Origin of the sequence: Stenotrophomonas sp. Ps181 (genome assembly GCF_025697425.1) — a bacterium.
Classification (GTDB): Bacteria; Pseudomonadota; Gammaproteobacteria; order Xanthomonadales; family Xanthomonadaceae; genus Stenotrophomonas; species Stenotrophomonas sepilia.
On sequence record NZ_JAHWBI010000006.1, the window covers coordinates 220,228 to 242,541 of the forward strand.

At 68.1% G+C, this 22,314-nt stretch carries 15 protein-coding genes; 12 read left to right on the forward strand and 3 right to left on the reverse strand.

Annotation, left to right across the window (positions count from 1 at the left end; genetic code table 11):
- Window positions 1–8: 8 nt before the first annotated feature.
- Window positions 9–4,091, forward strand: a complete 4,083-nt coding sequence (gene hrpA, locus KXV01_RS15420) for an ATP-dependent RNA helicase HrpA (protein WP_099495001.1) — start codon at window positions 9–11, stop codon at window positions 4,089–4,091.
- Between the two features lie 74 nt (window positions 4,092–4,165).
- Here the strand turns inward: hrpA and KXV01_RS15425 are convergent, their stop codons facing one another.
- Window positions 4,166–4,690, reverse strand: a complete 525-nt coding sequence (locus KXV01_RS15425) for a hypothetical protein (protein WP_049414182.1) — start codon at window positions 4,688–4,690, stop codon at window positions 4,166–4,168.
- 130 nt (window positions 4,691–4,820) lie between these two features.
- On the opposite strand from KXV01_RS15425, the gene KXV01_RS15430 reads away from it, so the two are divergent.
- The 7 genes from KXV01_RS15430 (at window position 4,821) to tsaB (ending at window position 16,129) form a co-directional block, all read left to right on the forward strand.
- Window positions 4,821–6,977 (forward strand): bifunctional (p)ppGpp synthetase/guanosine-3',5'-bis(diphosphate) 3'-pyrophosphohydrolase, encoded by a 2,157-nt coding sequence (locus KXV01_RS15430; RefSeq protein WP_049414183.1) that lies wholly within the window; start codon window positions 4,821–4,823, stop codon window positions 6,975–6,977.
- Window positions 6,978–7,007: 30 nt separating this feature from the next.
- A complete protein-coding gene (locus KXV01_RS15435; protein WP_111096207.1) occupies window positions 7,008–8,579 on the forward strand; it encodes a hypothetical protein in 1,572 nt (523 codons plus the stop codon).
- Window positions 8,580–8,765: 186 nt separating this feature from the next.
- Window positions 8,766–9,719 (forward strand): glycosyltransferase family 2 protein, encoded by a 954-nt coding sequence (locus KXV01_RS15440; protein ID WP_099487653.1) that lies wholly within the window; start codon window positions 8,766–8,768, stop codon window positions 9,717–9,719.
- Between the two features lie 76 nt (window positions 9,720–9,795).
- Window positions 9,796–12,222 (forward strand): penicillin-binding protein 1B, encoded by a 2,427-nt coding sequence (gene mrcB / locus KXV01_RS15445; protein ID WP_099495003.1) that lies wholly within the window; start codon window positions 9,796–9,798, stop codon window positions 12,220–12,222.
- Window positions 12,219–12,755, forward strand: a complete 537-nt coding sequence (locus KXV01_RS15450; protein ID WP_049414191.1) for a hypothetical protein — start codon at window positions 12,219–12,221, stop codon at window positions 12,753–12,755. Before mrcB ends, KXV01_RS15450 begins: the two co-directional genes overlap by 4 nt.
- A gap of 602 nt (window positions 12,756–13,357) precedes the next feature.
- Window positions 13,358–15,406 (forward strand): ATP-dependent DNA helicase, encoded by a 2,049-nt coding sequence (locus KXV01_RS15455; RefSeq protein ID WP_099494532.1) that lies wholly within the window; start codon window positions 13,358–13,360, stop codon window positions 15,404–15,406.
- A 9-nt stretch (window positions 15,407–15,415) separates the two neighbouring features.
- Entirely contained in the window at window positions 15,416–16,129 is a 714-nt protein-coding gene (gene tsaB / locus KXV01_RS15460) for a tRNA (adenosine(37)-N6)-threonylcarbamoyltransferase complex dimerization subunit type 1 TsaB (protein ID WP_049411606.1), read from the forward strand.
- A 664-nt stretch (window positions 16,130–16,793) separates the two neighbouring features.
- Here tsaB and KXV01_RS15465 read toward each other — a convergent pair.
- A complete protein-coding gene (locus tag KXV01_RS15465; RefSeq protein ID WP_049415555.1) occupies window positions 16,794–17,678 on the reverse strand; it encodes an energy transducer TonB in 885 nt (294 codons plus the stop codon).
- A complete protein-coding gene (gene gshB, locus KXV01_RS15470) occupies window positions 17,678–18,625 on the reverse strand; it encodes a glutathione synthase (protein WP_134709577.1) in 948 nt (315 codons plus the stop codon). Before gshB ends, KXV01_RS15465 begins: the two co-directional genes overlap by 1 nt.
- A gap of 240 nt (window positions 18,626–18,865) precedes the next feature.
- Here gshB and pilG point away from each other — a divergent pair, with 240 nt between their 5' ends.
- Genes pilG through KXV01_RS15490 form a run of 4 tightly spaced genes read left to right on the forward strand, consistent with a single transcriptional unit; the run spans window position 18,866 to window position 22,256 of the window.
- A complete protein-coding gene (pilG, locus tag KXV01_RS15475) occupies window positions 18,866–19,267 on the forward strand; it encodes a twitching motility response regulator PilG (RefSeq protein WP_005418455.1) in 402 nt (133 codons plus the stop codon).
- Window positions 19,268–19,285: 18 nt separating this feature from the next.
- A complete protein-coding gene (locus KXV01_RS15480) occupies window positions 19,286–19,648 on the forward strand; it encodes a response regulator (RefSeq protein ID WP_005410717.1) in 363 nt (120 codons plus the stop codon).
- The gene (locus KXV01_RS15485; protein WP_049415560.1) at window positions 19,648–20,178 is read left to right on the forward strand and encodes a chemotaxis protein CheW; all 531 of its coding nucleotides are present in this window, start codon (window positions 19,648–19,650) and stop codon (window positions 20,176–20,178) included. The genes KXV01_RS15480 and KXV01_RS15485 overlap by 1 nt, the downstream gene beginning before the upstream one ends.
- A 41-nt stretch (window positions 20,179–20,219) precedes the next feature.
- Window positions 20,220–22,256 (forward strand): methyl-accepting chemotaxis protein, encoded by a 2,037-nt coding sequence (locus tag KXV01_RS15490; protein ID WP_049415562.1) that lies wholly within the window; start codon window positions 20,220–20,222, stop codon window positions 22,254–22,256.
- Window positions 22,257–22,314 lie beyond the last annotated feature (58 nt).

A 22,314-nucleotide genomic window follows, 5' to 3' on the forward strand; every position in this document is an offset into this window, starting at 1 on the left:
ACCGATTGATGAACTCTATCGATAAAAATCCATCGCCCCGCCTGCGCCAACAGCGCGCCGCCATCGATGGCGCCATGAGCCGCGACCGGGGCCGTTTGCTGGGAATGCTCTCGCGTTGCCAGGCCAAGCCGCAGGATTCGGCACTGGCCGCTACTTTCGAGCAGGCCTTGCAGGCGTCGGTGCAGCGCCGGCAGGTGCGGGCGCAACAGCAGCCGTCCATTACTCTGGACCCGCAGCTGCCGATTGCGCGTGAAGCCGACGCGATCATCAAACTGATCCGCGACCACCAGGTGGTGGTGATCGCCGGTGAAACCGGTTCGGGCAAGACCACCCAGCTGCCGAAACTGTGCCTGGCCGCAGGCCGTGGGCAGGCTGGCATGATCGGCTGCACGCAGCCGCGACGGATCGCCGCACGTGCGGTGGCCAGCCGCGTGGCGCAGGAACTGCAGAGCGAACTGGGCCAGCTGGTGGGCTACCAGGTGCGCTTCAATGACAAGGTCAGCGACGACAGCCGCATCAAGTTCATGACCGACGGCATCCTGCTGGCGGAGATCGCCAGCGACCGCTGGTTGTCGAACTACGACACGATCATCGTCGACGAGGCACACGAACGCAGCCTCAATATCGACTTCCTGCTGGGCTACCTGAAGCAGCTGCTGCGCAAGCGCCCGGACCTGAAGCTGATCGTCACTTCGGCCACCATCGACACCGAACGCTTCGCCCAGCATTTCGACAATGCGCCGGTGATCAGCGTCGAAGGCCGCACCTACCCGGTGGAAGTGCGCTACCGGGCGCTGGAAGGCGAGGGCGACGACCAGGGCGAGCGCACCGTCAATGACGCCATCGTGTCGGCCATCGACGAGATCACCCGTCTGGATGCGCGCGGCGACGTGCTGATCTTCCTGCCGGGCGAGCGCGAGATCCGCGATGCGCACCAGTCGCTGGAACGACGCAAGTACCGCAATACCGAGGTGCTGCCGCTGTACGCGCGCCTGTCCAACCAGGACCAGGACCGGGTGTTCAACCCCGGGCCGAACCGGCGTATCGTGCTGGCCACCAACGTGGCCGAGACCTCGCTGACGGTGCCACGCATCCGCTACGTGGTCGATCCGGGCTTCGCCCGCGTCAAGCGCTACAGCCCGCGCAACAAGCTGGATCGCCTGCACATCGAGCCGATCTCGCAGGCCAGCGCCAACCAGCGCAAGGGTCGCTGCGGCCGTATCGCCGAAGGCATCTGCTACCGCCTGTACGCCGAGGCGGATTTCCAGGCGCGGCCCGAGTTCACCGATCCGGAAATCCGGCGCTCCAGCCTGGCCGGCGTGATCCTGCGCATGCTGCAGCTGGGCCTGGGCCGCATCGAGGAGTTCCCGTTCCTGGAGGCGCCGGACGAGCGCGCGGTGGCCGATGGCTGGCAGCAGCTGACCGAGCTGGGCGCGATCGATGCCGAGCGGCGCATGACCACCATCGGCAAGCAGATGGCGCGCCTGCCGGTGGACGTGAAGCTGGCGCGCATGCTGGTCGCCGCGCAGGCCGCCGGTTGCCTGCGGCCGATGCTGGTGATCGCCTCGTTCCTGGGCATCCAGGACCCGCGCGAACGCCCGCCGGAAGCACGCGGTGCGGCCGACAGCGCGCATGCGCAGTTCGCCGATGGCCGCTCCGAGTTCGTCGGCGTGCTGCGCCTGTGGGATGCCTACCGGCAGGCCCATGAGGACCTGACCCAGTCCAAGCTGCGCGACTGGTGCGGCCGTCATTTCCTCGGGTTCCTGCGCATGCGCGAATGGCGAGAGCTGCATCGCCAGCTGCGGCTGCTTTGCGAGGAGCTGGGCTGGAAGGAAGAGGCCAGCGAGGCGTCGATGGCACCGTTGCTGGCCGGCAGCAGTGCGCCGGCACCGGCGCGTGATGACGCGGCCGCAGTGAAAGCCACGCGTGGCCAGCTGCACCGCGCCGCGCGCCTGGCCCGCGAAGGCAAGGCCGAGGCCGCACCGGCACCGGTGGCCGTGCGCGCGCAGAAGGAACAGGCGCCCGCCAGCGGCGGCTTCAGCGAACGTGTACGCGCTGCTGCCTACCAGACCCTGCACCGGGCGCTGGTGGCGGGCCTGCCGACGCAGATCGGCCACCGCACCGAGAAGGGCGATTTCCAGGCACCACGCCAGCGCCGCTTCCTGCCGTTCCCCGGTTCCGCGCTGGCCAAGCGGCCACCGCCGTGGCTGCTGGTGGCCAACCTGCTGGATACGCAGAAGGTATGGGGCATGACCCTGGCCGCGATCGAGCCGGACTGGGTGATCGCCGAACTGCCGCACCTGCTGCTGCGCAAGCACTTCGACCCGCACTGGTCGCGCGCGCAGGGCCAGGTGCTGGCGTCCGAGCAGATCAGCCTGTTCGGCCTGGTGCTGGCACCGAAGAAACCGGTCCATTACGGCCGCATCGCGCCGGGCGAGGCGCATGACATCTTCGTGCGCCAGGCACTGGTGACCGGCGAGATCAATACCCGCGCCAGTTTCGTCGCCGACAACCAGAAAGTGCTGGGGGTCGCGCGCGAGGAAGAAGCCAAGCTGCGCCGCGCCGGCATCGTTGCCGACGAAGACTGGCAGGCACGCTGGTACCTGGACCGGGTGCCGCCGCAGATCCACTCGGCGGCGGGACTGGATAGCTGGTGGAAAGGGCTGGCGCCGGAACAGCGCAAGGCGCTGCACTGGTCGTTGGCAGACCTGTTGCCCGGTGAGGGCAGCGAACAGGAGCGCTATCCGAAGTACCTGGCGCTGGGCCAGGCGCGCTTGCCGCTGCACTACCGCTTCGAACCGGGGGCCGACGACGATGGCGTCACCCTGGACGTGCCACTGCACCTGCTCAACGCGTTGGATCCGGTGCAGCTGGGCTGGCTGGCGCCGGGCTTTGTCGCCGACAAGGCCTCGGCACTGATCCGCAGCCTGCCCAAGGCGATGCGCCGCAACTACGTGCCGGCGCCGGACTTCGGTCGCGCGTTCTACGAGGCCTTCCCGCAGCCCAGCGCCGATGCCATCACCGGCGAGCTGGCGCGTTTCCTGTCACGTGCGACCGGCGCGACGGTGACCGCACTGGATTTCGAGCCGGGTTCGATCGAGCCACACCTGCACATGAACCTGCGGCTGCGCGACGAACAGGGCAAGGTGCTGGCCACCTCGCGTGATCTGGAAGCGCTGCGCGCGAAATTCGGTGGCCGTGCTGGCGATGCCTTCGCCGCGCGTGCCGGGCGCGAGATGGCGGCTGACGGCCTGCGCGCGTTCCCGGCCACGCCGATTCCGCTGCAGGTGCCCGGTGAAGCCGGCGTGCCGGCCTATCCGGCGCTGCTGGACGAGGGCGACAGCGTGGCGCTGCGCATCTTCGCCGATCGCCAGCAGGCGCAGGAGGCCCATCCGCTGGGCGTGCGCCGCCTGCTGGAGATCGCCCTGGCCGAGAAGGTGAAGCAGGCACGCAAGCAGTTGCCGGTCGGTGCCAAGACCGGCCTGTTGTATGCCGCGATCGAATCGCAGGAGCGCCTGCGTGGTGATCTGGTCGACGCAGCGATGAACGCGGTGCTGGCCGAGGGCCTGGAAGACATCCGTGATGCGGCGGCCTTCGAGCAGCGCCGCGAGCATGCCGCCAAGAGCCTGTTCGGCGAGGCCATGTCGCGGCTGAAGCTGGCCGAATCCATCCTGGCGCTGGTGGCGGAGCTGAAGCCGATGCTGGAAGCGCCGTTGATGGGCTGGGCGCGCGGCAACCTGGACGATATGGAAGCGCAGCTCGCCGGCCTGATCCACCCCGGGTTCCTGCGCGATACGCCGGCCTATGCGCTGGCGCAGTACCCGCGCTACCTGAAGGCGATGATCCTGCGCACCGAGCGTGCCAAGCGTGATCCGCCGCGCGACCAGGCGCGCATGCTGGAACTGCATCCGTTCCTGGAAGCGCTGGAGGCGGGCGAGCAGCAGGGACTGCGTGATCGCCCGCAATGGCAGGCGCTGCGCTGGGATCTGGAAGAACTGCGGGTATCGCTGTTCGCGCAGGAGCTGGGTGCACGTTCTGGTATCTCGGCGAAGAAGCTGGCGCAGCGCGTGACTGCATTGCGCCAGGCCTGAGCGCGCCACGGTCGCCCCGCCGGGCGACCGTGGCCGGCCGGGCAGGGAGCCGGCACGGCCGGAATGCCCGGGCGTTACTTGGTGCGGCGAACCTTCGGCTGCACGTTCACCCCGTCCACCTTCATATACCAGGCGCCCATCACCCCTGGGCGCATGCTGACGCCCGGGGCGTCCTTGCGGCCACCGGAATAGTGCGTGGCGTCTATCTGCTCCCACTCCTGGCCGTTCTGCAGCACGTAGCGGCGGCCCTGGTCGAATCCACGGAATTCGCCCTGCAGGTTGCTTTCGATCGGTTCGCTGCTGCCGAAGTCCAGGAAGCCGCGGTTCTTCTTGATCACTTCCTGGCGGCCTTCTTCGCGCGCTGCGGCGACGGCCTGGGTGGTGGCCGCCTCGACCTTGCCCTGCAGCCAGCGGTTGAGCGTGGCCAGTTCACCGGCACTGAGCTTGTCCAGGCCGGCGGCCTTGAACTCGGAGGGCGACATCTGCTGCTGCAGGTCGCCCTCCACCACGCGCTGGGCCAGCGCAGGCGCGGACAGGGACAGCAGCACGGCGGCACAGGCCAGCAGCCGTGGACGGACGCGCGGGGCAATCGAAGGCATGGCGGGTCTCTCCTGGGTGTGTGGGCGAGTGTAGCGGCATGTCTTCATGCCGGGTGATGGTGGCTGCAGTGATTGTCCCTGAACGGCGCCGGCGCTAGTGTAGGGGCCTCTGTCTTGCCTGCTCGATGCTGTGAACCGCGCTTCCGTCCCTGGCCTGGATGCCTTGTTGAACCGTCCCTCGGCAGCGGTGCTGCCTGCTCCGCTGCGCCAGGCCCTGCGTGAGCATTGGGAAGCGCCGGATTGCGACCAGCAGATGCGTGCCACCTGGTCGGTGCTGGGCGATACCCTCGATGCGCTGGCGATGCTCTCGGCCGACGAAGGCGCGGTGGTGGCCGCATTGCTGTTCGACCTGCCGGGCCTGCGCGCCAGCCTGGACCAGCTGCCGCTGGGCAACCACAAGGCGGCGGTGGTCGGCCTGCTGGATGGCCAGGATGCGGCCGATCCGGTGTGGGCGCTGCATGCCGGCCGTGAGGCGGGGCGCAACAGTGAGGGCCTGCGCCGGCTGCTGCTGGCGATCATCCGCGACCTGCGCGTGGTGCCGATCCTGCTGGCGCGGCAGCTGGCACGGATGCGCGCGGCCGACAAGCTGGACGAAGAGCAACGCCGCGCGCTGGCCCAGCTGACCCGCGACATCCACGCGCCCCTGGCCAACCGGCTGGGCATCTGGCAGCTGAAGTGGGAACTGGAGGACCTGGCGTTCCGCCACCTGGAACCGGAAACCTACCGCCGCATCGCCCGCGAGGTGGATGAAACCCGCATCGCCCGCGAGCGTTACGTCGAGAACGTCAAGAAGGTGCTGTCGCGCGAGCTGGTCGCCCAGGGCATCAAGGCCGAAGTCAGCGGCCGCCCGAAGCACATCTACAGCATCTGGCGGAAGATGCAGAAGAAGCGGCTGGCCTTCGACCAGCTGTATGACATCCGTGCGGTGCGCGTGATGGTCGACGACGTTGCCGCCTGTTATGCCGCGTTGGGCGTGGTGCACGCGCTGTGGGCACCGGTACCGAGCGAGTTCGATGATTACATCGCCCGGCCCAAGGCCAACGACTATCGCTCGCTGCATACCGCTGTGGTCGGCCCGGAAGGTCGCACCATCGAAGTGCAGATCCGCACCCATGAAATGCACTCGCAGGCCGAGCTGGGCGTGGCCGCGCACTGGAAGTACAAGGAAGGTGGCAAGGGCGCGGAGAAGTCCTTCGACCGCAAGATCACCTGGATGCGCCAACTGCTGGAGCAGGCGCAGGACGGGCAGGGCAATGAACTGGCCGGGGCGCTTGATGCCGAGCTGACCGAGGACCGGGTCTATGCGCTGAGCCCGAAGGACGAGGTGCTGGACCTGCCGCAGGGCGCTACGCCGCTCGATTTCGCCTACCAGGTGCACACCATGGTCGGGCACCGCTGCCGCGGCGCCAAGGTCAACGGCCGCATCGTGCCGCTGACCTACCGCCTGCGCAGCGGCGACCGCGTCGAGATCCTGACCGGCAAGGAGGCCGATCCGCGCCGCGACTGGCTGATGCCGGCCAACGGCTTCCTGGCCAGCAACCGCTCGCGCGAGAAGGTGCGCAGCTGGTTCCACAAGCTGGACCGCGCGCGCAACGTGCAGGCCGGTCGCGAACTGCTCGAGCGCGAGCTGAAGCGGCTGGGCCTGCAGCACGCGGACCTGGCCGTGGCGGCGAAGAAGTTCCATGCCGACAGCGTCGATGACCTGTACATCCAGGTGGCGCTGGGCGATACCGGCCCGAACCAGGTCAGCCGTGCGCTGCTGGAGGCGGAGCGCGCTGCCAGCCAGCCCGCACCCGCACCGGCCCTGCCGCGGCCGACCGCGCGCCGCGAGAACCTGGGCAAGTCCAAGTTCACCGTGCAGGGCGTGGGCAACCTGCTGGTGCAGCTGGCACGCTGCTGCCAGCCGGTGGCCGGCGAGCCGATCGTCGGCTACCTGACCCGTAGCCGGGGTGTCACCGTGCATCGTGCAGACTGCGCCGCGCTGGCCCGGCTGGCGGCCAGCAGCCCGCAGCGCATCCTGCCGGTGGAGTGGGGCCAGGCCGGGGGCGGCTACGAGGTGGACGTCGTGGTCGATGCGGTCGATCGCCGCTGGCTGCTGAAGGACATCACCAACCTGATCGCCCAGGAAGACGCCTACGTGCTCGACATCCACAGTGACAACGTGCGCAACAGTGGCCGTGCCCATCTGCGGCTGCGCCTGAAGGTCAGTGACTACGGGCAGTTGTCGACGCTGCTGGGCAAGCTCGATGCGCTGCCGGGCGTGAGCGAGGCGCGTCGCCTCGGCTGAGCTTCACGCTGCCCCGGCTACCCTGCACGCATGGAACGCGAGCCCCCGCATCGCCCGCATGGCGCTGAACATCCTGCGCTGGACCGCGTCCGTCGCGAGGGGCGTTGGTGGTGGCTGCAGGCGCGCCATGCGCGACGGGTCTGGCGCTGGGCGCTGCTCGCAGCGCTGGCCGTGTTCGTGCTGCTGGTCCTGCTGCGCAAGCCGTTGGCAGACTGGTTCTGGGATGAGCCGCAGATCGAACAGCTGCTGGCCGAGGGGGATCGTGCATTGGCGGCTGGGCGCCTGAGCGATGCCGATGGCAGTGGTGCGCGCGAGCGCTACCAGGCGGCGCTGGCGCTGGACGGTGATCGCCCGCAGGCGCGCCAGGGCCTGGCCAATACCGGCACGGCAGCGCTGCAACAGGCGCGCGATCGCCTGCAGGCGGATGACCTGGACGGCAGCGCGCAGGCCCTGGCACTGGCCCGTGAGCTGCAGGTGCCGCAGGGCGACGCCGATGCGGTCGCCCGCCAGTTGCAGGCGCGACGCAGCGCCGGAGCCGGTATTGGTGCGTTGTTGGCGCAGGCGCGTAACGCGTTCGCGGCCGGACGCCTGGATGACGGCGACAGCAGTGCTTTGCCCTTGTTCCAGCGCATCCTGGCCCTGCAGCCGGACAACCTGCCGGCGCTGGAAGGGCGCGAAGATGCGCTGAGCGACCTGCTGCTGCAGGCACGCACGCTGGCGGAGCGAGGGGAGTTGGCCGAGGCGGCCGCGCTCCTGCGTCGTGCCCGTCAGTTCGATGCCGGTCATGCCGATCTGCCGGCGAGCGAGGAGGCCCTCGCGCGCGCGGCCGACCGGCGCCTTCGGCAGGCGCAGCGTGCGTTGCGACGGCAGCAGCTGGAAGCTGCGGCCAAGGGTTTCCAGGCGGTGCTGGTGGTGGCCGCCGATGATTCCAATGCGCAGCGCGGGCGTGAGCAGACCCTGCAGGCAGTGGTTGCACGCAGCCAGAAGTCCGCCGACGACTTCCAGTTCGATGCGGCGCAACGTGATGCGGCCCTGGCGGCGGAGCTGGGGGCTTCGCAGGCAGTCCGGCAACAACTGGCGCAGCGCCTGCAGCGCGCGCAGCAGGCGCTGCGGGCTCTGCAGCAGCCCGCGGTCAGCACGGCGCAGCGCGAACGCCAGCTGCGCGACCACCTGCGGAAGATCGAACGTGCCGAGCGTGCGGGGCAGTGGATCAGCCCACCCGGGCACAGCGCGTTCGACGCGTTGCGCGAAGCCCAGTCGCTGGCTCCCCGCGATGCGCGGGTGAAGGCAGCCGCCGCACGCTTGCTGCCCGCCAGCCGACGCTGCTTCGACGACAATCTGCGGCAGAACCGGGTACAGGCGGCGGGTGCCTGCCTGCAGGCCTGGCAGACGCTGTCACCGACCGCAGCGGGCCTGCCCTCGGCGCGGCTGCGGTTGGCCCAGCGCTGGCTGGCGATCGGCAGCGAGCGGCTCGGTAACGGTGACCTGGCCTTCGCCGCGCATGCCGCCGAACAGGCGCGGTTGCTGCAGCCGGATCTGGCCGAACTGCCGGCGTTTGAAGATCGCCTGCGCCGCGCCGGTGGTGAGCTGCGACCACGCTGATATCGACAGGATTCGTGCAGGTCGCACTGGTCGGGTATAGTCCAGCCGCTGCGTCACGCTCAAGCGGGGCAGTGAGTTGTCAGTCTTGCTGTCAATGCTATTGCTGCAGGCTTGACGGGAGATGGCCTTTGGTCGTTTTCATCGTTTTTCACACAGCCTGCGTTCCGCAGCCAGCGACATGACGTCATGAATCCAGTGATTCCGCAAGGGCCAGGTCCGGGGCCCGCATTCGATGCCTCCCTTGTCTGCGCTGTCATCGTCACCTATGGGCCCGAGCCGGACCTGTTGCGGCGGGTGGTTGACAGTGTGCTGCAGCAGGTGGGGCATCTGGTGGTGTTCGACAATGGCAGCACTGGTGTTGATGTCGACGAACTGCTGGCCGGAAGGGAGGGGATCAGCGTGGTTGCCTCGGCGCACAACGTTGGCCTCGGGAGTGCCTTGAACCGGGCCTATGAGCGGGCGCAGGCGCTCGGCTTCGCTTATGTGCTGCTGATGGATCAGGATAGTGTGCTGGCGCCAAAGATGGTGGATGTCCTGGGGACTGCACTGATCGAACTCAACCGCGCAGAGCGCGTGGCTGCTGTCGGGCCGCAGTTCCGCGATTCGCGCAGTGGCATGCTTGCCCCGTTCGTTCGCTTTGGCTTCCCGTTCAACCACAAGTTGCGAGGGGGGGCGGGCCAGCGCATCTCCTGCGATTTCCTCATCACGTCCGGTTCGCTGGTGCCGATGTCGGCATTGCAGGATATTGGTGCAATGGACGAAGACCTGTTCATTGACAACCTGGACATGGACTGGTGTTTCAGGGCCAAGCGCCAGGGTTATTCTCTGTATGGCATCTGCGATGCGCAGATGACCCATAGCATCGGCGAGGAGCTGCTGCCATCACGTACGAAGCCGGATGGCGTGATCGTGCACAAGCCCTTCCGCCTTTACTTCATCATGCGCAATCGCGTTCTGCTCTATGGACGTGCCTATACGCCCCGGGTGTGGATTGCCCAGGATGTGCCGCGCCTGTTGCTGAAGCTGGCAGGCAACGGTCTGTTCCTCGCCCCTCGCTGGATTCGGTTGCGGTTCATGCTGAGAGGTCTGTGGGATGGACTTCGAGGCAAGGCCGGGCCTTTGCCTCCGGTAAATCGCTGAACAGGCGGTTTGGTGAACCTGCCTTGCGGAAATGGGCTGGGGTAGACTCCGCTGACGCCCCTGCCATGTTTCTCCCGTGCCCCGACGCTACGATTCCGACGACACCGACGATTTCGACGACGACCAGCAGGACAGCGGTCCGCTGTGGCGGCGCCGGCTGATCACCTGGAGCATGGCTGCGGTCGCATTGGGATTGGGTTTCCTCATTCCCTATACGCTGTACCTGAACCAGCAGGTGACCCAGCGTTTCGGCGAGCTGCGCTGGCAGATTCCGACGCGCGTGTATGCGCGGCCGCTGGTGCTCACCCCCGGCAAGGCGATGGACGCGTCCACGCTGAAGACCGAACTGGCCGCCTCCGCCTACCGTGATGACGGCCAGGGCAAGGAGCCGGCCACCTATGCGGTGAACGGCGGTCGCTTTGTGATCTCCAGTCGTGGCTACAACGACGTCGATGGCCGGGTGGCCCCGCGCCGGGTGGAGCTGTCGCTGGCCGATGGCGGCGTGGCCTCGCTGCGCGACGCCGACAGCCGCAAGGCACTGAAGGCCGCGCGGCTGGATCCGGCGCGCATCGCCACGCTGTACGGCCAGAAGCAGGAAGAACGCCGCCTGATCCGCATGGACGAGGCGCCGGACCTGCTGGTGACCGGCCTGCAGGCGGTGGAGGACAAGGACTTCAACCGCCACCACGGCATCGACCTGTCCGGTATCGCGCGCGCGGTGTGGGTGACGATCCGTTCCGGTGGCCAGAGCCGCCAGGGCGCTTCGACGCTCACCCAGCAGCTGGCCCGCAGCGGCCTGCTCGGCATCGGCAAGGAGCAGACGCTCACCCGCAAGTTCAATGAGGTGCTGTACGCGCTGATCATGGAGGCGCGCTACGACAAGCGCACCATTTTCGAGGCATATCTCAACCAGGTGTACCTGGGCCAGCGCGGCAGCCAGGCGATCCATGGCATGTCCTCCGGCGCCGAATTCTGGTTCGGGCGTGACCTGCAGTCGCTGGAGACCGAGCAGATCGCCCTGCTGATCGGCCTGGTCAAGGGGCCGTCCTTCTACGACCCGCGGCGCAACCCGGAACGCGCGCTGGATCGCCGCAACTTCGTGCTGGGCAAGCTGCACGAGGCCACGCTGATCGACGATGCCGAGTACCAGCGCGCGCTGAAGGCTCCGTTGGGCGTGCCCAAGACACCGGGCCTGGTGGCAGCCAACCGCTTCCCCGCCTACGTCGACCTGGTCCGCCGGCAGCTTGCGCATGATTATCCGGAATCTGCGCTGCAGGGCGCGGGCCTGAGCGTGATGACCGGCATGTCGCCGTCCGCGCAGGCCTATGCCGAAGGCGCGGTGACCCGCACCATCAAGTCGCTGGAAAGCCAGCGTCGCCCTGAACTGCAGGCCGGCATGGTGCTGACCGACGTGCACAACGGCGACGTGCTGGCGGTGATCGGCAGCCGTGAGGTGTCCGAGGTCGGCTTCAATCGTGCGATCGAGGCGCAGCGCCCGGTCGGTTCGCTGCTCAAGCCGTTCGTGTACCTGCTGGCCCTGGCGCAGCCTGACCGCTATTCGCTGGCCAGCTGGGTCGATGATTCGCCGGTGACGGTGCAGCTCGGCCGCGGCCGCAACTGGAGCCCCGGCAACGCCGACAACCGCAGCCACGGCACGGTGCGCCTGATCGATGCGCTGGCGCATTCGTACAACCAGGCGACGGTGCGCTTGGGCATGCAGGTCGGCCCCGAGCGCGTGACCCAGCTGATCCATGTGCTGGCCGGCATCAAGGCCGAGGCCAATCCGGCGGTGATCCTCGGCTCGACCGACCAGAGCCCGTATGCGATGGCGCAGCTGTACCAGTTCCTCGCGTCCGGTGGTGAGATCCAGCCGTTGCACGCCGTGCGCGGCGTGCTCGATCCGCAGGGCAAGCTGCTCAAGCGCTACGACAAGACGCCGGCACCGGCACAGGAAGGCGATTCGATTGCCGCCAACCTGATCAGTGTCGGCCTGCAGCAGGTCGTCGCCAGCGGTACCGCGCAGCGGCTCAATGCTGATGGCCTCGGCCGTCTGCAGCCAGCCGGCAAGACCGGCACCACCAACGATGGCCGTGACAGCTGGTATGCCGGCTACACCGGCGATCACCTGGCGGTGATCTGGATCGGCAACGATCAGAACCAGCAGGCCGGCCTGTACGGCGCCACTGGCGCGATGCGGGTCTGGTCGGGCATCTTCCAGCGCCTGCCGAGTGCGCCATTGCGGGTCAGCAACAAGGGCCTGGATTGGCAGCCGGTGGCTCCCACCGGTCTCAACAGCACCGATGAAGGCTGCCCCGGCGCGCGTCGTTTCCCGTTCGTGGTGGGCTATGCGCCTGCCTATGCGCCGTGCGCGCCGGCCGCGTCGCCCGAGGGGCAGGGCGAGGCTGAAGGCGAGGGCGGTGGCTGGCGAAGCTGGTTCGGCCTGGACCGCAAGCCGGAAGCACCCGCCGAATCTGCCGCCACCCCTTCTCCCCCGAGCCGATGATGCCGATGAACATGCGAACCCTGCTGCAGCCCCTGGTCCTGACCGGTCTAAGCCTGGCCCTGGCCGCCTGCGTGAGCAGCGCGCCGCCGGTAGTCAAGCCGGTCGATACCACCACGCCGGCGCAGCGCCTGGCGGCCGTGGATGCTGCAGCGGGTCCGGACGACAAGGAACTGTCGGTGCAGCCGCTGCGTGATTCGCAGGTGGAAGACCTGAGACTGGCCGCACAGGCGCAGCGCCAGGCCAACGACCTCGCCGGTGCCGCCAGCAGCCTGGACCATGCGCTGGAGATCGTGGCCGGTGACCCGGCGGTGCTGCAGGAGCGTGCCGAACTGGCGCTGCTGCAGGGGCAGTGGGCACAGGCGGAGACGTTCGCGCGCAAGGCCGTGGATCTGGGCTCGAAGACCGGGCCGCTGTGCCGCCGGCACTGGGCGACGATCGAGCAGTCGCGGCTGGCGCGGGGCGAGAAGGAAAATGCGGTGTCGGCGCACGCGCAGATTGAAGGTTGCACGGTGCCTGGGATCAAGCGTTACTGAGTTTTCAGCCAACGGCACAGCCCCTCGTGGCTGTGGGTTGGTCGCTGAAGCCAGAAGCAAAAGCCGCGCTTGGCCGGGCGGGGTGGGTTCGCGGGGGACGCCGTGAACCCGTCCCTGGGGGCTTGGCCGCGGCATCCATGCCGCGGACACCCCCGCGAACCCACCCCGCCCGGCCTCTGACAGTTTCCTTGTGCTGCCAGCCACGGAAGAGAGAAAGAAAATCAAAAGCGGGTCGCGCGCTGCGCGCACTCGTTGTGGGGTCGGATCCGTTTTCCGCAGGAAAATGGATCCGACCCCTTCTTGTTTCCGTTCCACCCACCGCTTCTGAATCAGTCGAGCAAGCGCGACGCTACGAAGCACGTCCATCCGTCACCGGGAAACTGTCGAAGGCGGGGCGGGAGGGGCAGGCAGGACCGTTGGCGCCATGGATGGCGCCATCGAGCCCCCATGGACGGGTTTACGGCGTGTCCTGCCTGCCCCTCCCGCCCCGCCAAACACGCAGCAACCCAGAGCCATGAACCACGCTGTTGCTGTTGCCTTTGCCTGCGCTCTGGCTTGAAACGGGTGCCGGGCAGCGCCCGGCCGGGTATCCTTTCCCTCTGATGTCCGACCTTGTCCATGCCAGCCGCGAAGCCCTCAGCGAAGGCGGCGCGCTCGCCTCGCATCTGGATGCCTTCGTCCCGCGTCCGGCACAGCTGCACCTGACCGCAGCCATTGCCGATGCGCTGCAGCAGCGGGACCTGCTGCTGGCCGAGGCCGGTACCGGCACCGGCAAGACCTTCGCTTATCTGGTGCCGGTGCTGCTGTCCGGGCTGCGCACCATCATCTCCACCGGTACCCGCGCGCTGCAGGACCAGCTCTACCACCGCGATCTGCCGCGCGTGCGCCAGGCGCTGGGCGTCGGCCTGCGCAGCGCGCTGCTGAAGGGGCGCGCGAACTACCTGTGCCGCTACCGACTGCAGCAGGCGCGGGGCGAGCCGCGGTTTTCCAGTCCCGAACAGGCCGCGCAGTTCCAGCGCATCCTGGCGTGGTCCGGCCGCTCGGAGTTCGGTGACATCGCCGAACTGGAGGGCCTGGCCGATGACTCGCCGCTGCTGCCGATGGTCACCTCCACTGTCGACAATTGCCTGGGCACCGATTGCCCATTCTGGGACGACTGCTTCGTGGTGCGCGCACGGCAGCGTGCGCAGGCCGCCGACGTGGTGGTGGTCAACCACCACCTGCTGCTGGCCGATCTGGCACTGAAACAGGACGGCTTCGGCGAGTTGCTTCCGGGGGCGCAGGCCTTTGTCATCGACGAGGCACACCAGCTGCCCGAACTGGCAGCGCAGTTCTTCGGCGAAGGTTTCGGCATGCGCCCATGGCAGGAACTGGGTCGCGACTGCCTGGCTGAAGCGCGCGGCGTAGGGGGCGCGCAATCGGCGCTGCAGGCGCCGGTCGACCAGTTGCAACAGGCGTTGCTGGCGTTGCGTTCGGCGATGGAGGGGCTGCCGCCGCGGGGCACGCAGTGGCGTGCGCTGGCCATGCCAAAGGTCCGTGACGGCTTCGATACGGTGATGGCCGGCCTGGTGGCGCTGGAGCAGGCCTTGCAGCCGCTGCGCGAAGCCGCAGCGGGCCTGGATGCCTGCCATGCGCGGGCGCGCGAGGCGGTGTCGCGGTTGCAGCGCTGGCTGGGCGATGATGAACCCGCTCTCGATTTCGATGCCGATCCGGCGGACCACGCCAGTGCCGCCGATGTGCTCTGGTACGAGCTCACGCCGCGGGGTTTCCGCTGCCAGCGCACGCCGATGGATGTGTCCGGCCCGCTGCGCGAGCACCGCGAGCGCAGCCGCGCGGCATGGATCTTCACCTCGGCCACGCTGACCGTGGGCAATGGATTCGACCACATCGCCACGCGCTTGGGCCTGGACGATCCGCATACCCTGGTCCAGCCGAGTCCGTTCAACTGGCCCGAGCAGGCGTTGTGCTACCTGCCGGAAGGCCTGCCTGATCCGGCCGCACGGGGCTTCGGAACCGCGCTGATCCAGACCCTTCGGCCGGTGCTGCAGGCATCGCAGGGCAGGGCATTCCTGTTGTTCGCCTCGCACCGTGCATTGCGCGAGGCGGCCGAGGCACTGCGCGACGGGCCATGGCCGTTGTTCGTGCAGGGTGAGGCACCGCGCGCGACGCTGCTGCAGCGCTTCCGTGAATCGGGCAATGGCGTGCTGCTGGGCTCGGCCAGCTTCCGCGAGGGCGTGGACGTGGTCGGCGAAGCGCTGAGCGTGGTGATGATCGACAAGCTGCCGTTCGCGGCACCGGACGATCCGGTGTATGAGGCACGCCTGGAGGCGATCCGCGGCCAGGGCGGCAATCCGTTCCGCGACGAACAGTTGCCGCAGGCGGTGATCGCACTGAAGCAGGGGGTCGGTCGCCTGATCCGCAGCGAAAGCGACCGTGGCGTGCTGGTCCTGTGCGATCCGCGCCTGCTCAACCGCGGCTATGGCCGGGTCTTCCTGGATTCACTGCCACCCTTCCGCCGCACCCGCAGCCTGGCCGATGTGCAGGCCTTCTTTACGCCACAATGGGTGCCCGTGGCTGATGATGCGGCTGACCCGGCCGCTGTTGCGCCGGGCCCGGAGCCGGCTCCCGGTGCCACGTTCCCCCTGTTCTGACCTGATCTGATGAAACTGCTTGCCTTTGAAACCGCCACCGAAGCCTGCTCCGTTGCCCTGCATGTCGATGGGCGGGTGCTGGAACGCTTCGAGATCGCCCCGCGCCGGCATGCCGAACTGAGCCTGCCATGGGCCGAGGCGCTGCTGGCCGAAGCCGGCATCAGCCGTCGCCAGCTCGATGGCATCGCGCTCAGTCGCGGCCCGGGGGCGTTCACCGGTGTGCGCCTGGCGATCGCCATCGCCCAGGGCATCGCGTTGGCGTTGGACCGCCCGCTGCTGCCGGTTTCGACGCTGCAGGTGCTGGCGCTGCGGGCACCGGCGGAAGAAACGCAGATCCTGTCGGCGATCGATGCACGAATGGGCGAACTCTACGTCGCGCGCTTCGAACGCGTGGACGGCCTGCCGGTCGCGCAAGATGCCGAGCGCGTCTGCGCGCCCTCCGTGGTGACGCTGCCGGAAGGAATGCCGGCCTACGGTGTCGGTACCGGTTTCGGCGCGGGCGACGGCGCGCTGGTGGCACAGTTGGGCAGTGGCCTGCGCGGTTTCGATGCTGCGGCATTGCCGCGGGCGTCGGACGTGCTGGCACTGGCGGTGCCGGCGTTCGCGCGTGGTGAGGCGATCGCACCGGAGAAGGTCGAGCCGGCGTACCTGCGCGACAACGTGGCACTGACCCTGGTCGAGCAGCAGGCCGCGCGCGAGGCGAAGGCGAAGGCCAACGGCTGAGCCCCTCGTGGCGGGGTTGGTTGATCGCATAAACCAAAAGCCGCGCTTGGCCGGGCGGGGTGGGTTCGCGGGGGACGCCGTAAACCCCCAGTCCGGCCCAGCCGCTGGCGGCTGGGCGTTCGGGCGCTTGCGAAGCAATGCTTCGCAAGCGAAGCGCCCTCACCCATGGGGGCTTGGCCGTGGCTTGCACGTGTGCGCTGTCCTGCGCACACGGCAAGACCGGGGTTGGGCGTCCTGCCCAACCCGTCGGGCGCATGCGCCCGACCCATGCCGCGGACACCCCCGCGAACCCACCCCGCCCGACCTCTGACAGTTTCCGTGTGCGTCCGCCACGGAAAATCAAAAAAGAAAATCAAAGTCAAAAGCGGATCGCTTCGCTCGCATCCACGCGTGGCGTGGATGTGTGTCGACCAAGGTCGACACCTACCAACAGCGGAGCGGGACGCGATGCGCCGCGATTTGTCGGAGGTGGGGCGGTGTGGGCTTGCAGGACCGTTGGCGCCATGGATGGCGCCATCGAGCCCCCAAGGACGGGTTTACGGCGTGTCCTGCAAGCCCACACCGCCCCGCCAGGTCCAGCATCCCCGCCGCCGCTTCTGCTGTTGCTTCTGCTGTTGCTGTTGCCTCCAGCGGGTCCCGGGCCGCAGGCCCGGGCAACAAAACCCTACCGATCGTCGTGCAGGGTGCCACCCGGCAGGAACACCCAGGTACGGGTGACCTGCAGGATGTCGATCTCGTCCTCGGTCTTTGGCAACGGCGGGAATGGCTGCGCCAGCTTCACCACCCGCAGCGCCGCTTCATCCAGCAGCGGCGTTCCGCTTGAACGCAGGATGCGGCTGCTCTCCACGCTGCCATCGCGGCGCACGCCCACGCTGATCACCACCTGGCCGCCGAGCCGTCGCTGCCGGGCCTCGTCCGGGTAATTCAGGTTGCCTACGCGCTCGGCACGGTCGACCCAGGCACGCAGGTAATTGGCATAGGCATATTCACGCGTGCTGGCCGACACGAACTTGCGATTCGGGCGCTTGGCATACTGCGCCGAGCGCAGATGCACTTCGGCAGCCAGTCGCGCCATCTCCACATCGCGCTGCTCACGCGCGCTCAGCGGCGCATCCGGCTCAGGCTGTTCCGGCGTTGGACGGGACTGCGCCTGCGCCACGGTGTCCTCCCCATTGCGGCTGCTGACCACCCGTGCCTGCGGCGGCGGAACCGGCGCGGCCGATTGCTGTTGCTGGGGAACCGGGCTGAGTCCGGATTGCGCCTGCGGCACGATGCCGGCCTGGTTGTCGCGCGGACGCTGTGCGCGGTCGTGCTCGCCACCGCCTTCCTGGTTGGCGGCGGCAAGGAAATCAGCCTGCTTTGGCGTCAGTGCGGTGCGCGTCTGGCTGAAGATCACTTCCAGCGTCGGCACCAGCGGAGCATCGCCTTTCACGGCGAAGCCCACGCCCAGGATCAGCAGGGCGTGGACCAGCACCGACAGTGCGATGGTGGCCCCCAGCCGTTGCGCTTCGCGTGGCGGCGGGGGCAGAACGGCGGGTGCGGACGGCATCAGCGCAGGCCGGCCTCGAGCGCGTCGAACAGGGTGCCGGCAATGTTCAGGCCGTACTGCGCGTCGAGCTCGCGCACGCAGGTCGGGCTGGTCACGTTGACCTCGGTCAGGTAATCGCCGATCACGTCCAGGCCGACGAAGCGCATGCCACGACGCTTCATCTCCGGGCCAACCTGGCCGGTGATCCAGCGGTCACGCTCGCTCAGCGGGCGCCCTTCGCCACGGCCGCCGGCCGCCAGGTTGCCGCGGAACTCGTCACCCTGGGGAATGCGCGCCAGGCAGTAATCGACCGGTTCGCCGTCGACCAGCAGGATGCGCTTGTCGCCGGCGGTGATGTCGGGAATGAACTTCTGGGCCAGCGCCAGCTTGCGGCCGCCGTCGGTCAGGGTCTCCAGGATCACGTTCAGGTTCGGATCGCCCTGGCCGCTGCGGAAAATCGAGCGGCCGCCCATGCCGTCCAGCGGCTTCAGCACGGCTTGGCCGTGTTCGAGGGCGAAGGCCTTCAGCGCCTTGGCATCGCGGCTGACCAGGGTCGGCGGGCAGCACTGCGGGAACAGCAGGGCTGCCAGCTTCTCGTTGTAGTCGCGCAGGCCCTGCGGGTTGTTGACCACGCAGGCACCGGCAGCGGCGGCCACGTCCAGCACCTGGGTGTCGTAGATGTACTCGGCGTCGACCGGCGGGTCCTTGCGCATCAGCACGATCTGGCCGGGCCCGAACTCGGTACGGCTGAACTCACCCAGCTCATACCAGCCCGCCGGGTCGTCGCGCACCTGCAGTGGCGCGGTCCGGGCCACCGCCACGCCACCTTCCAGGGCCAGTCCGCCCGGCCGCACGTAGTGCAGGGCATGGCCGCGGCGCTGGGCTTCCAGCAGCATGGCGAAGGTGGTGTCCTTGGCGATCTTGATGTGGGCGATGGGGTCCATCACCACGATGACGTTCAACGGCATGGGCGCACCTGTCAGGCAAGGCGTTGATGGTAGCGGCAACGCCGGCCGCGCGCCTCCCTGCCATACTGCAACGCAGCGTCCGCCCGGCGGTCGCGCACCCATTGCGAAACCCGTCACGTTCAGGAGGGCGCCATGCCCCGCGCCGTGGGGCGGCCTTGAAGCGGGCGCGGAAAGTGCGATATAGATACGCTTTCGCAGCGGCCCCCGCCAGAGATCGGGCCGTGCGCTTGGGGATAGGCAATGACTGAAAACACGACTGCGGGCGGGGAACTCGCAGGACTCCGGGTGATGGTCATCGATGATTCGAAGACCATCCGCAGGACTGCGGAAACGCTGCTCAAGCGCGAAGGCTGCGAGGTGGTCACCGCCACCGACGGCTTCGAAGCGCTTGCCAAGATCGCAGACCAGCAACCGCAGATCATCTTCGTCGACATCATGATGCCGCGCCTGGACGGGTACCAGACCTGCGCGCTGATCAAGGGCAACCAGCTGTTCAAGGCGACCCCGGTCATCATGCTGTCGTCCAAGGATGGCCTGTTCGACAAGGCGCGGGGACGCATCGTCGGCTCGGAGCAGTACCTGACGAAGCCTTTTACGCGTGAAGAACTGCTGGGTGCCATCCGCACATACGTCAACGCCTGACCAGGGGGGAAAGGCACAATGGCTCGTATCGTCCTGATCGAGGATTCACCGACCGACCGCGCGGTGTTCACCCAGTGGCTGCGCCGTGCCGGCCACGAAGTGCTGGAAGCGGACAATGCCGAGGATGGCCTGCAGCTGGTCCGCGACCAGGTGCCGCAGCTGGTGCTGATGGACGTGGTCCTGCCTGGCATGAGCGGCTTCCAGGCGACCCGTGCGATGGCCCGTGATGCGGCGATCAAGCACATCCCGGTGATCATCGTCAGCACCAAGGCGATGGAAACCGACAAGGCCTGGGGCCTGCGCCAGGGCGCCGCCGATTACATCGTCAAGCCGCCGCGCGAGGATGAACTGATCGCGCGGATCAACGAACTGGTGGCCTGATGCGCTCGCCCTTCGACATCCTTGAAGCCTATGAACGGCGCAGCCTGGCCCATGCGGTGCAGCTGCCCGGAAAGCAGTTTGCTCAGGACCTGTGGCGTGGCGTGGGTTACCGCGTCGGCCAGCGCCGGCTGGTGTCCGATTTCCGTGAAGTGGTGGAAATCGTGCCGATGCCGCCGGTGACCCCGGTACCCTGCGCGCAGCCCTGGCTACTGGGCGTGGGCAACCTGCGCGGCAACCTGTTCCCGGTGGTCGACCTGAAGTACTTCCTGGAAGGCACGCGCACCGTGCAGCAGGAAGGCCAGCGCGTGCTGATCATGCGCCAGGCCGGCGGCGACGTCGCACTGACCATCGATGAACTGTTCGGCCAGCGCAGCTTCGAGCTGGACCAGCAGATCGAAGCGGGCACGCTGGCCGAAGGTCGCTACGGCCATTTCGTTGACCGTGCCTTCCATGCCGACGGCCACGACTGGGGCGTGTTCTCGCTCTCGCTGCTGTCGCGCACCCCTGAATTCCGGCAAGCCGCGGCCTGAGGCCGGGCATCGCCCCCTGCATTGAAGATCGAGGTTGAACGATGAGTACTGCTTCGGACGCCACCAAGACCGGCAAGCTGCGGCTGGGCGGCAGCAACCTGTGGCTGTTCCTGCTGCTGGCATCGATGATCCTGTTCGGCGTCAATACCGGCGTCGCCACCTGGCAGGGCAGCCGCCTTGCCGACGCCGGCTCCAAGGCCGCCGACCTGCAGGTGCTGTCGCAGCAGCTGGCCAACCAGGGACGTGACGCGGTCGGCGGCAACGCCCAGGCCTTCACCGCCTTCAAGGCCACCCGCAACGCGATCGAGCAGAACGTGTCGACCCTGCAGGGACGCTACGGCAAGGAGCCGGGCGTCGCCGGTGCCATCGCCACCCTGGGCGAGACCTGGGCGCCGCTGGGCAAGCAGGCCGGGCAGCTGGTGGCCAGCGAACCGGCCGTGCTGGCGCTGGCCGGCAACGCGAACAACTTCACCGGCGCGGTGCCGGGCCTGCAGGCCCAGCTGAACGAGCTGGTGCGTGCGATGTCCGCTTCCGGCGCGCCGTCGTCGCAGGTGTACAGCGCGCTGCAGCAGGTCGTGGTGGCCGGTTCGATGGCCCGCCGCGTGACCGAAATGCGTGCCGGTGGCAGCGCCGCGGCGACCTCCGGCGATGCGCTGGCACGCGACATCACCGTGTTCTCGCAGGTGCTCGACGGCCTGCGCAACGGCAACGAGGAACTGGGCATCACCGCCGTGCGCGGTGCCGCCGCCGTGGCCGCGTTGGAACAGTCGCAGCAGAAGTGGGAAGCGATGAAGCAGGACGCCGACGCGATCCTGGCCAGCTCGCGCCAGCTGTTCGCGGCGCAGTCCGCTGCCACCGCGCTGGGCCAGGGTTCGGCCCACATGCTGGATGACAGCCGCAAGTTGTTCGATGCGTTCTCCTCGTTCGGCTCGGTATCCGACACCCGCCTGTTCCCGAACTTCTGGATCGGCGTGGTGTCCGGTGCGCTTTCGCTGATCGCGATCATCGGCTTCGTCTCCACCAACGTGCGCAGCCGCTCGCGCGAGCAGGAACTGCGCTACCAGACCCAGGTGGAATTCAACAGCCGCAACCAGCAGGCGATCATGCGGCTGCTGGACGAAATCTCCTCGCTCGGCGAGGGCGACCTGACGGTGAAGGCCTCGGTGACCGAGGACATGACCGGCGCGATCGCCGACGCGATCAACTACGCGGTCGACGAGCTGCGCCACCTGGTGACCACCATCAATGACACCTCGGCCAAGGTCGCGATGTCCACCCAGGAAACGCAGGCCACCGCCATGCAGCTGGCAGAGGCCGCGGGGCACCAGGCCAACCAGATCACCTCGGCTTCGGACCGCATCGGAGAGATCGCGGCGAGCATCGAGCAGGTGTCGCGCAACTCGGCCGAGTCGGCCGACGTGGCACAGCGCTCGGTGGTGATCGCTGCCGAAGGTGCCGGCGTGGTGCGCGAGACCATCCAGGGCATGGACCAGATCCGTGACCAGATCCAGGAAACCTCCAAGCGCATCAAGCGCCTGGGCGAGTCGTCGCAGGAAATCGGCTCGATCGTGGAACTGATCAACGACATTTCCGAGCAGACCAACATCCTGGCGTTGAACGCGGCGGTGCAGGCCGCGTCGGCCGGTGAAGCGGGCCGCGGTTTCGCGGTCGTGGCCGACGAAGTGCAGCGCCTGGCAGAACGCACCTCGGGTGCGACCCGACGCATCGAAAACCTGGTCCAGGCCATTCAGGCCGACACCAACGAAGCGGTCACCTCGATGGAGCAGACCACCGCCGAAGTGGTGTCCGGTGCACGCCTGGCCGAGGATGCCGGCACCGCGCTGACCGAGATCGAGCGCGTGTCCAATGCACTGAACACCCTCATCAAGAACATCTCCATCGCCGCCCAGCAGCAGTCGGCCGCCGCCTCGGACATCACCCGCACCATGGGCGTGATCCGGCAGATCACCGGCCAGACCTCGCAGGGTGCCGGACAGACCGCAGAGTCGATCGGCCACCTCGCGCAGCTGGCGGCGGACCTGCGCCGTTCGGTCGCCGACTTCAAGCTGCCGGCGTGACGCGGGCAGGGCGGCGAGCAAGGAACCAGTCGATGAAGCATTTCCATTCCCCACGCCA

Bases quoted from the DNA above. Each gene is read 5' to 3' on its own strand.
- hrpA (WP_099495001.1), top strand. From the start codon at position 9: ATGAACTCTATCGATAAAAATCCATCGCCCCGCCTGCGCCAACAGCGC.
- KXV01_RS15425 (WP_049414182.1), bottom strand. From the start codon at position 4,690: ATGCCTTCGATTGCCCCGCGCGTCCGTCCACGGCTGCTGGCCTGTGCC.
- KXV01_RS15435 (WP_111096207.1), top strand. From the start codon at position 7,008: ATGGAACGCGAGCCCCCGCATCGCCCGCATGGCGCTGAACATCCTGCG.
- KXV01_RS15440 (WP_099487653.1), top strand. From the start codon at position 8,766: ATGAATCCAGTGATTCCGCAAGGGCCAGGTCCGGGGCCCGCATTCGAT.
- KXV01_RS15450 (WP_049414191.1), top strand. From the start codon at position 12,219: ATGATGCCGATGAACATGCGAACCCTGCTGCAGCCCCTGGTCCTGACC.
- KXV01_RS15455 (WP_099494532.1), top strand. From the start codon at position 13,358: ATGTCCGACCTTGTCCATGCCAGCCGCGAAGCCCTCAGCGAAGGCGGC.
- tsaB (WP_049411606.1), top strand. From the start codon at position 15,416: ATGAAACTGCTTGCCTTTGAAACCGCCACCGAAGCCTGCTCCGTTGCC.
- KXV01_RS15465 (WP_049415555.1), bottom strand. From the start codon at position 17,678: ATGCCGTCCGCACCCGCCGTTCTGCCCCCGCCGCCACGCGAAGCGCAA.
- gshB (WP_134709577.1), bottom strand. From the start codon at position 18,625: ATGCCGTTGAACGTCATCGTGGTGATGGACCCCATCGCCCACATCAAG.
- pilG (WP_005418455.1), top strand. From the start codon at position 18,866: ATGACTGAAAACACGACTGCGGGCGGGGAACTCGCAGGACTCCGGGTG.
- KXV01_RS15480 (WP_005410717.1), top strand. From the start codon at position 19,286: ATGGCTCGTATCGTCCTGATCGAGGATTCACCGACCGACCGCGCGGTG.
- KXV01_RS15485 (WP_049415560.1), top strand. From the start codon at position 19,648: ATGCGCTCGCCCTTCGACATCCTTGAAGCCTATGAACGGCGCAGCCTG.
- KXV01_RS15490 (WP_049415562.1), top strand. From the start codon at position 20,220: ATGAGTACTGCTTCGGACGCCACCAAGACCGGCAAGCTGCGGCTGGGC.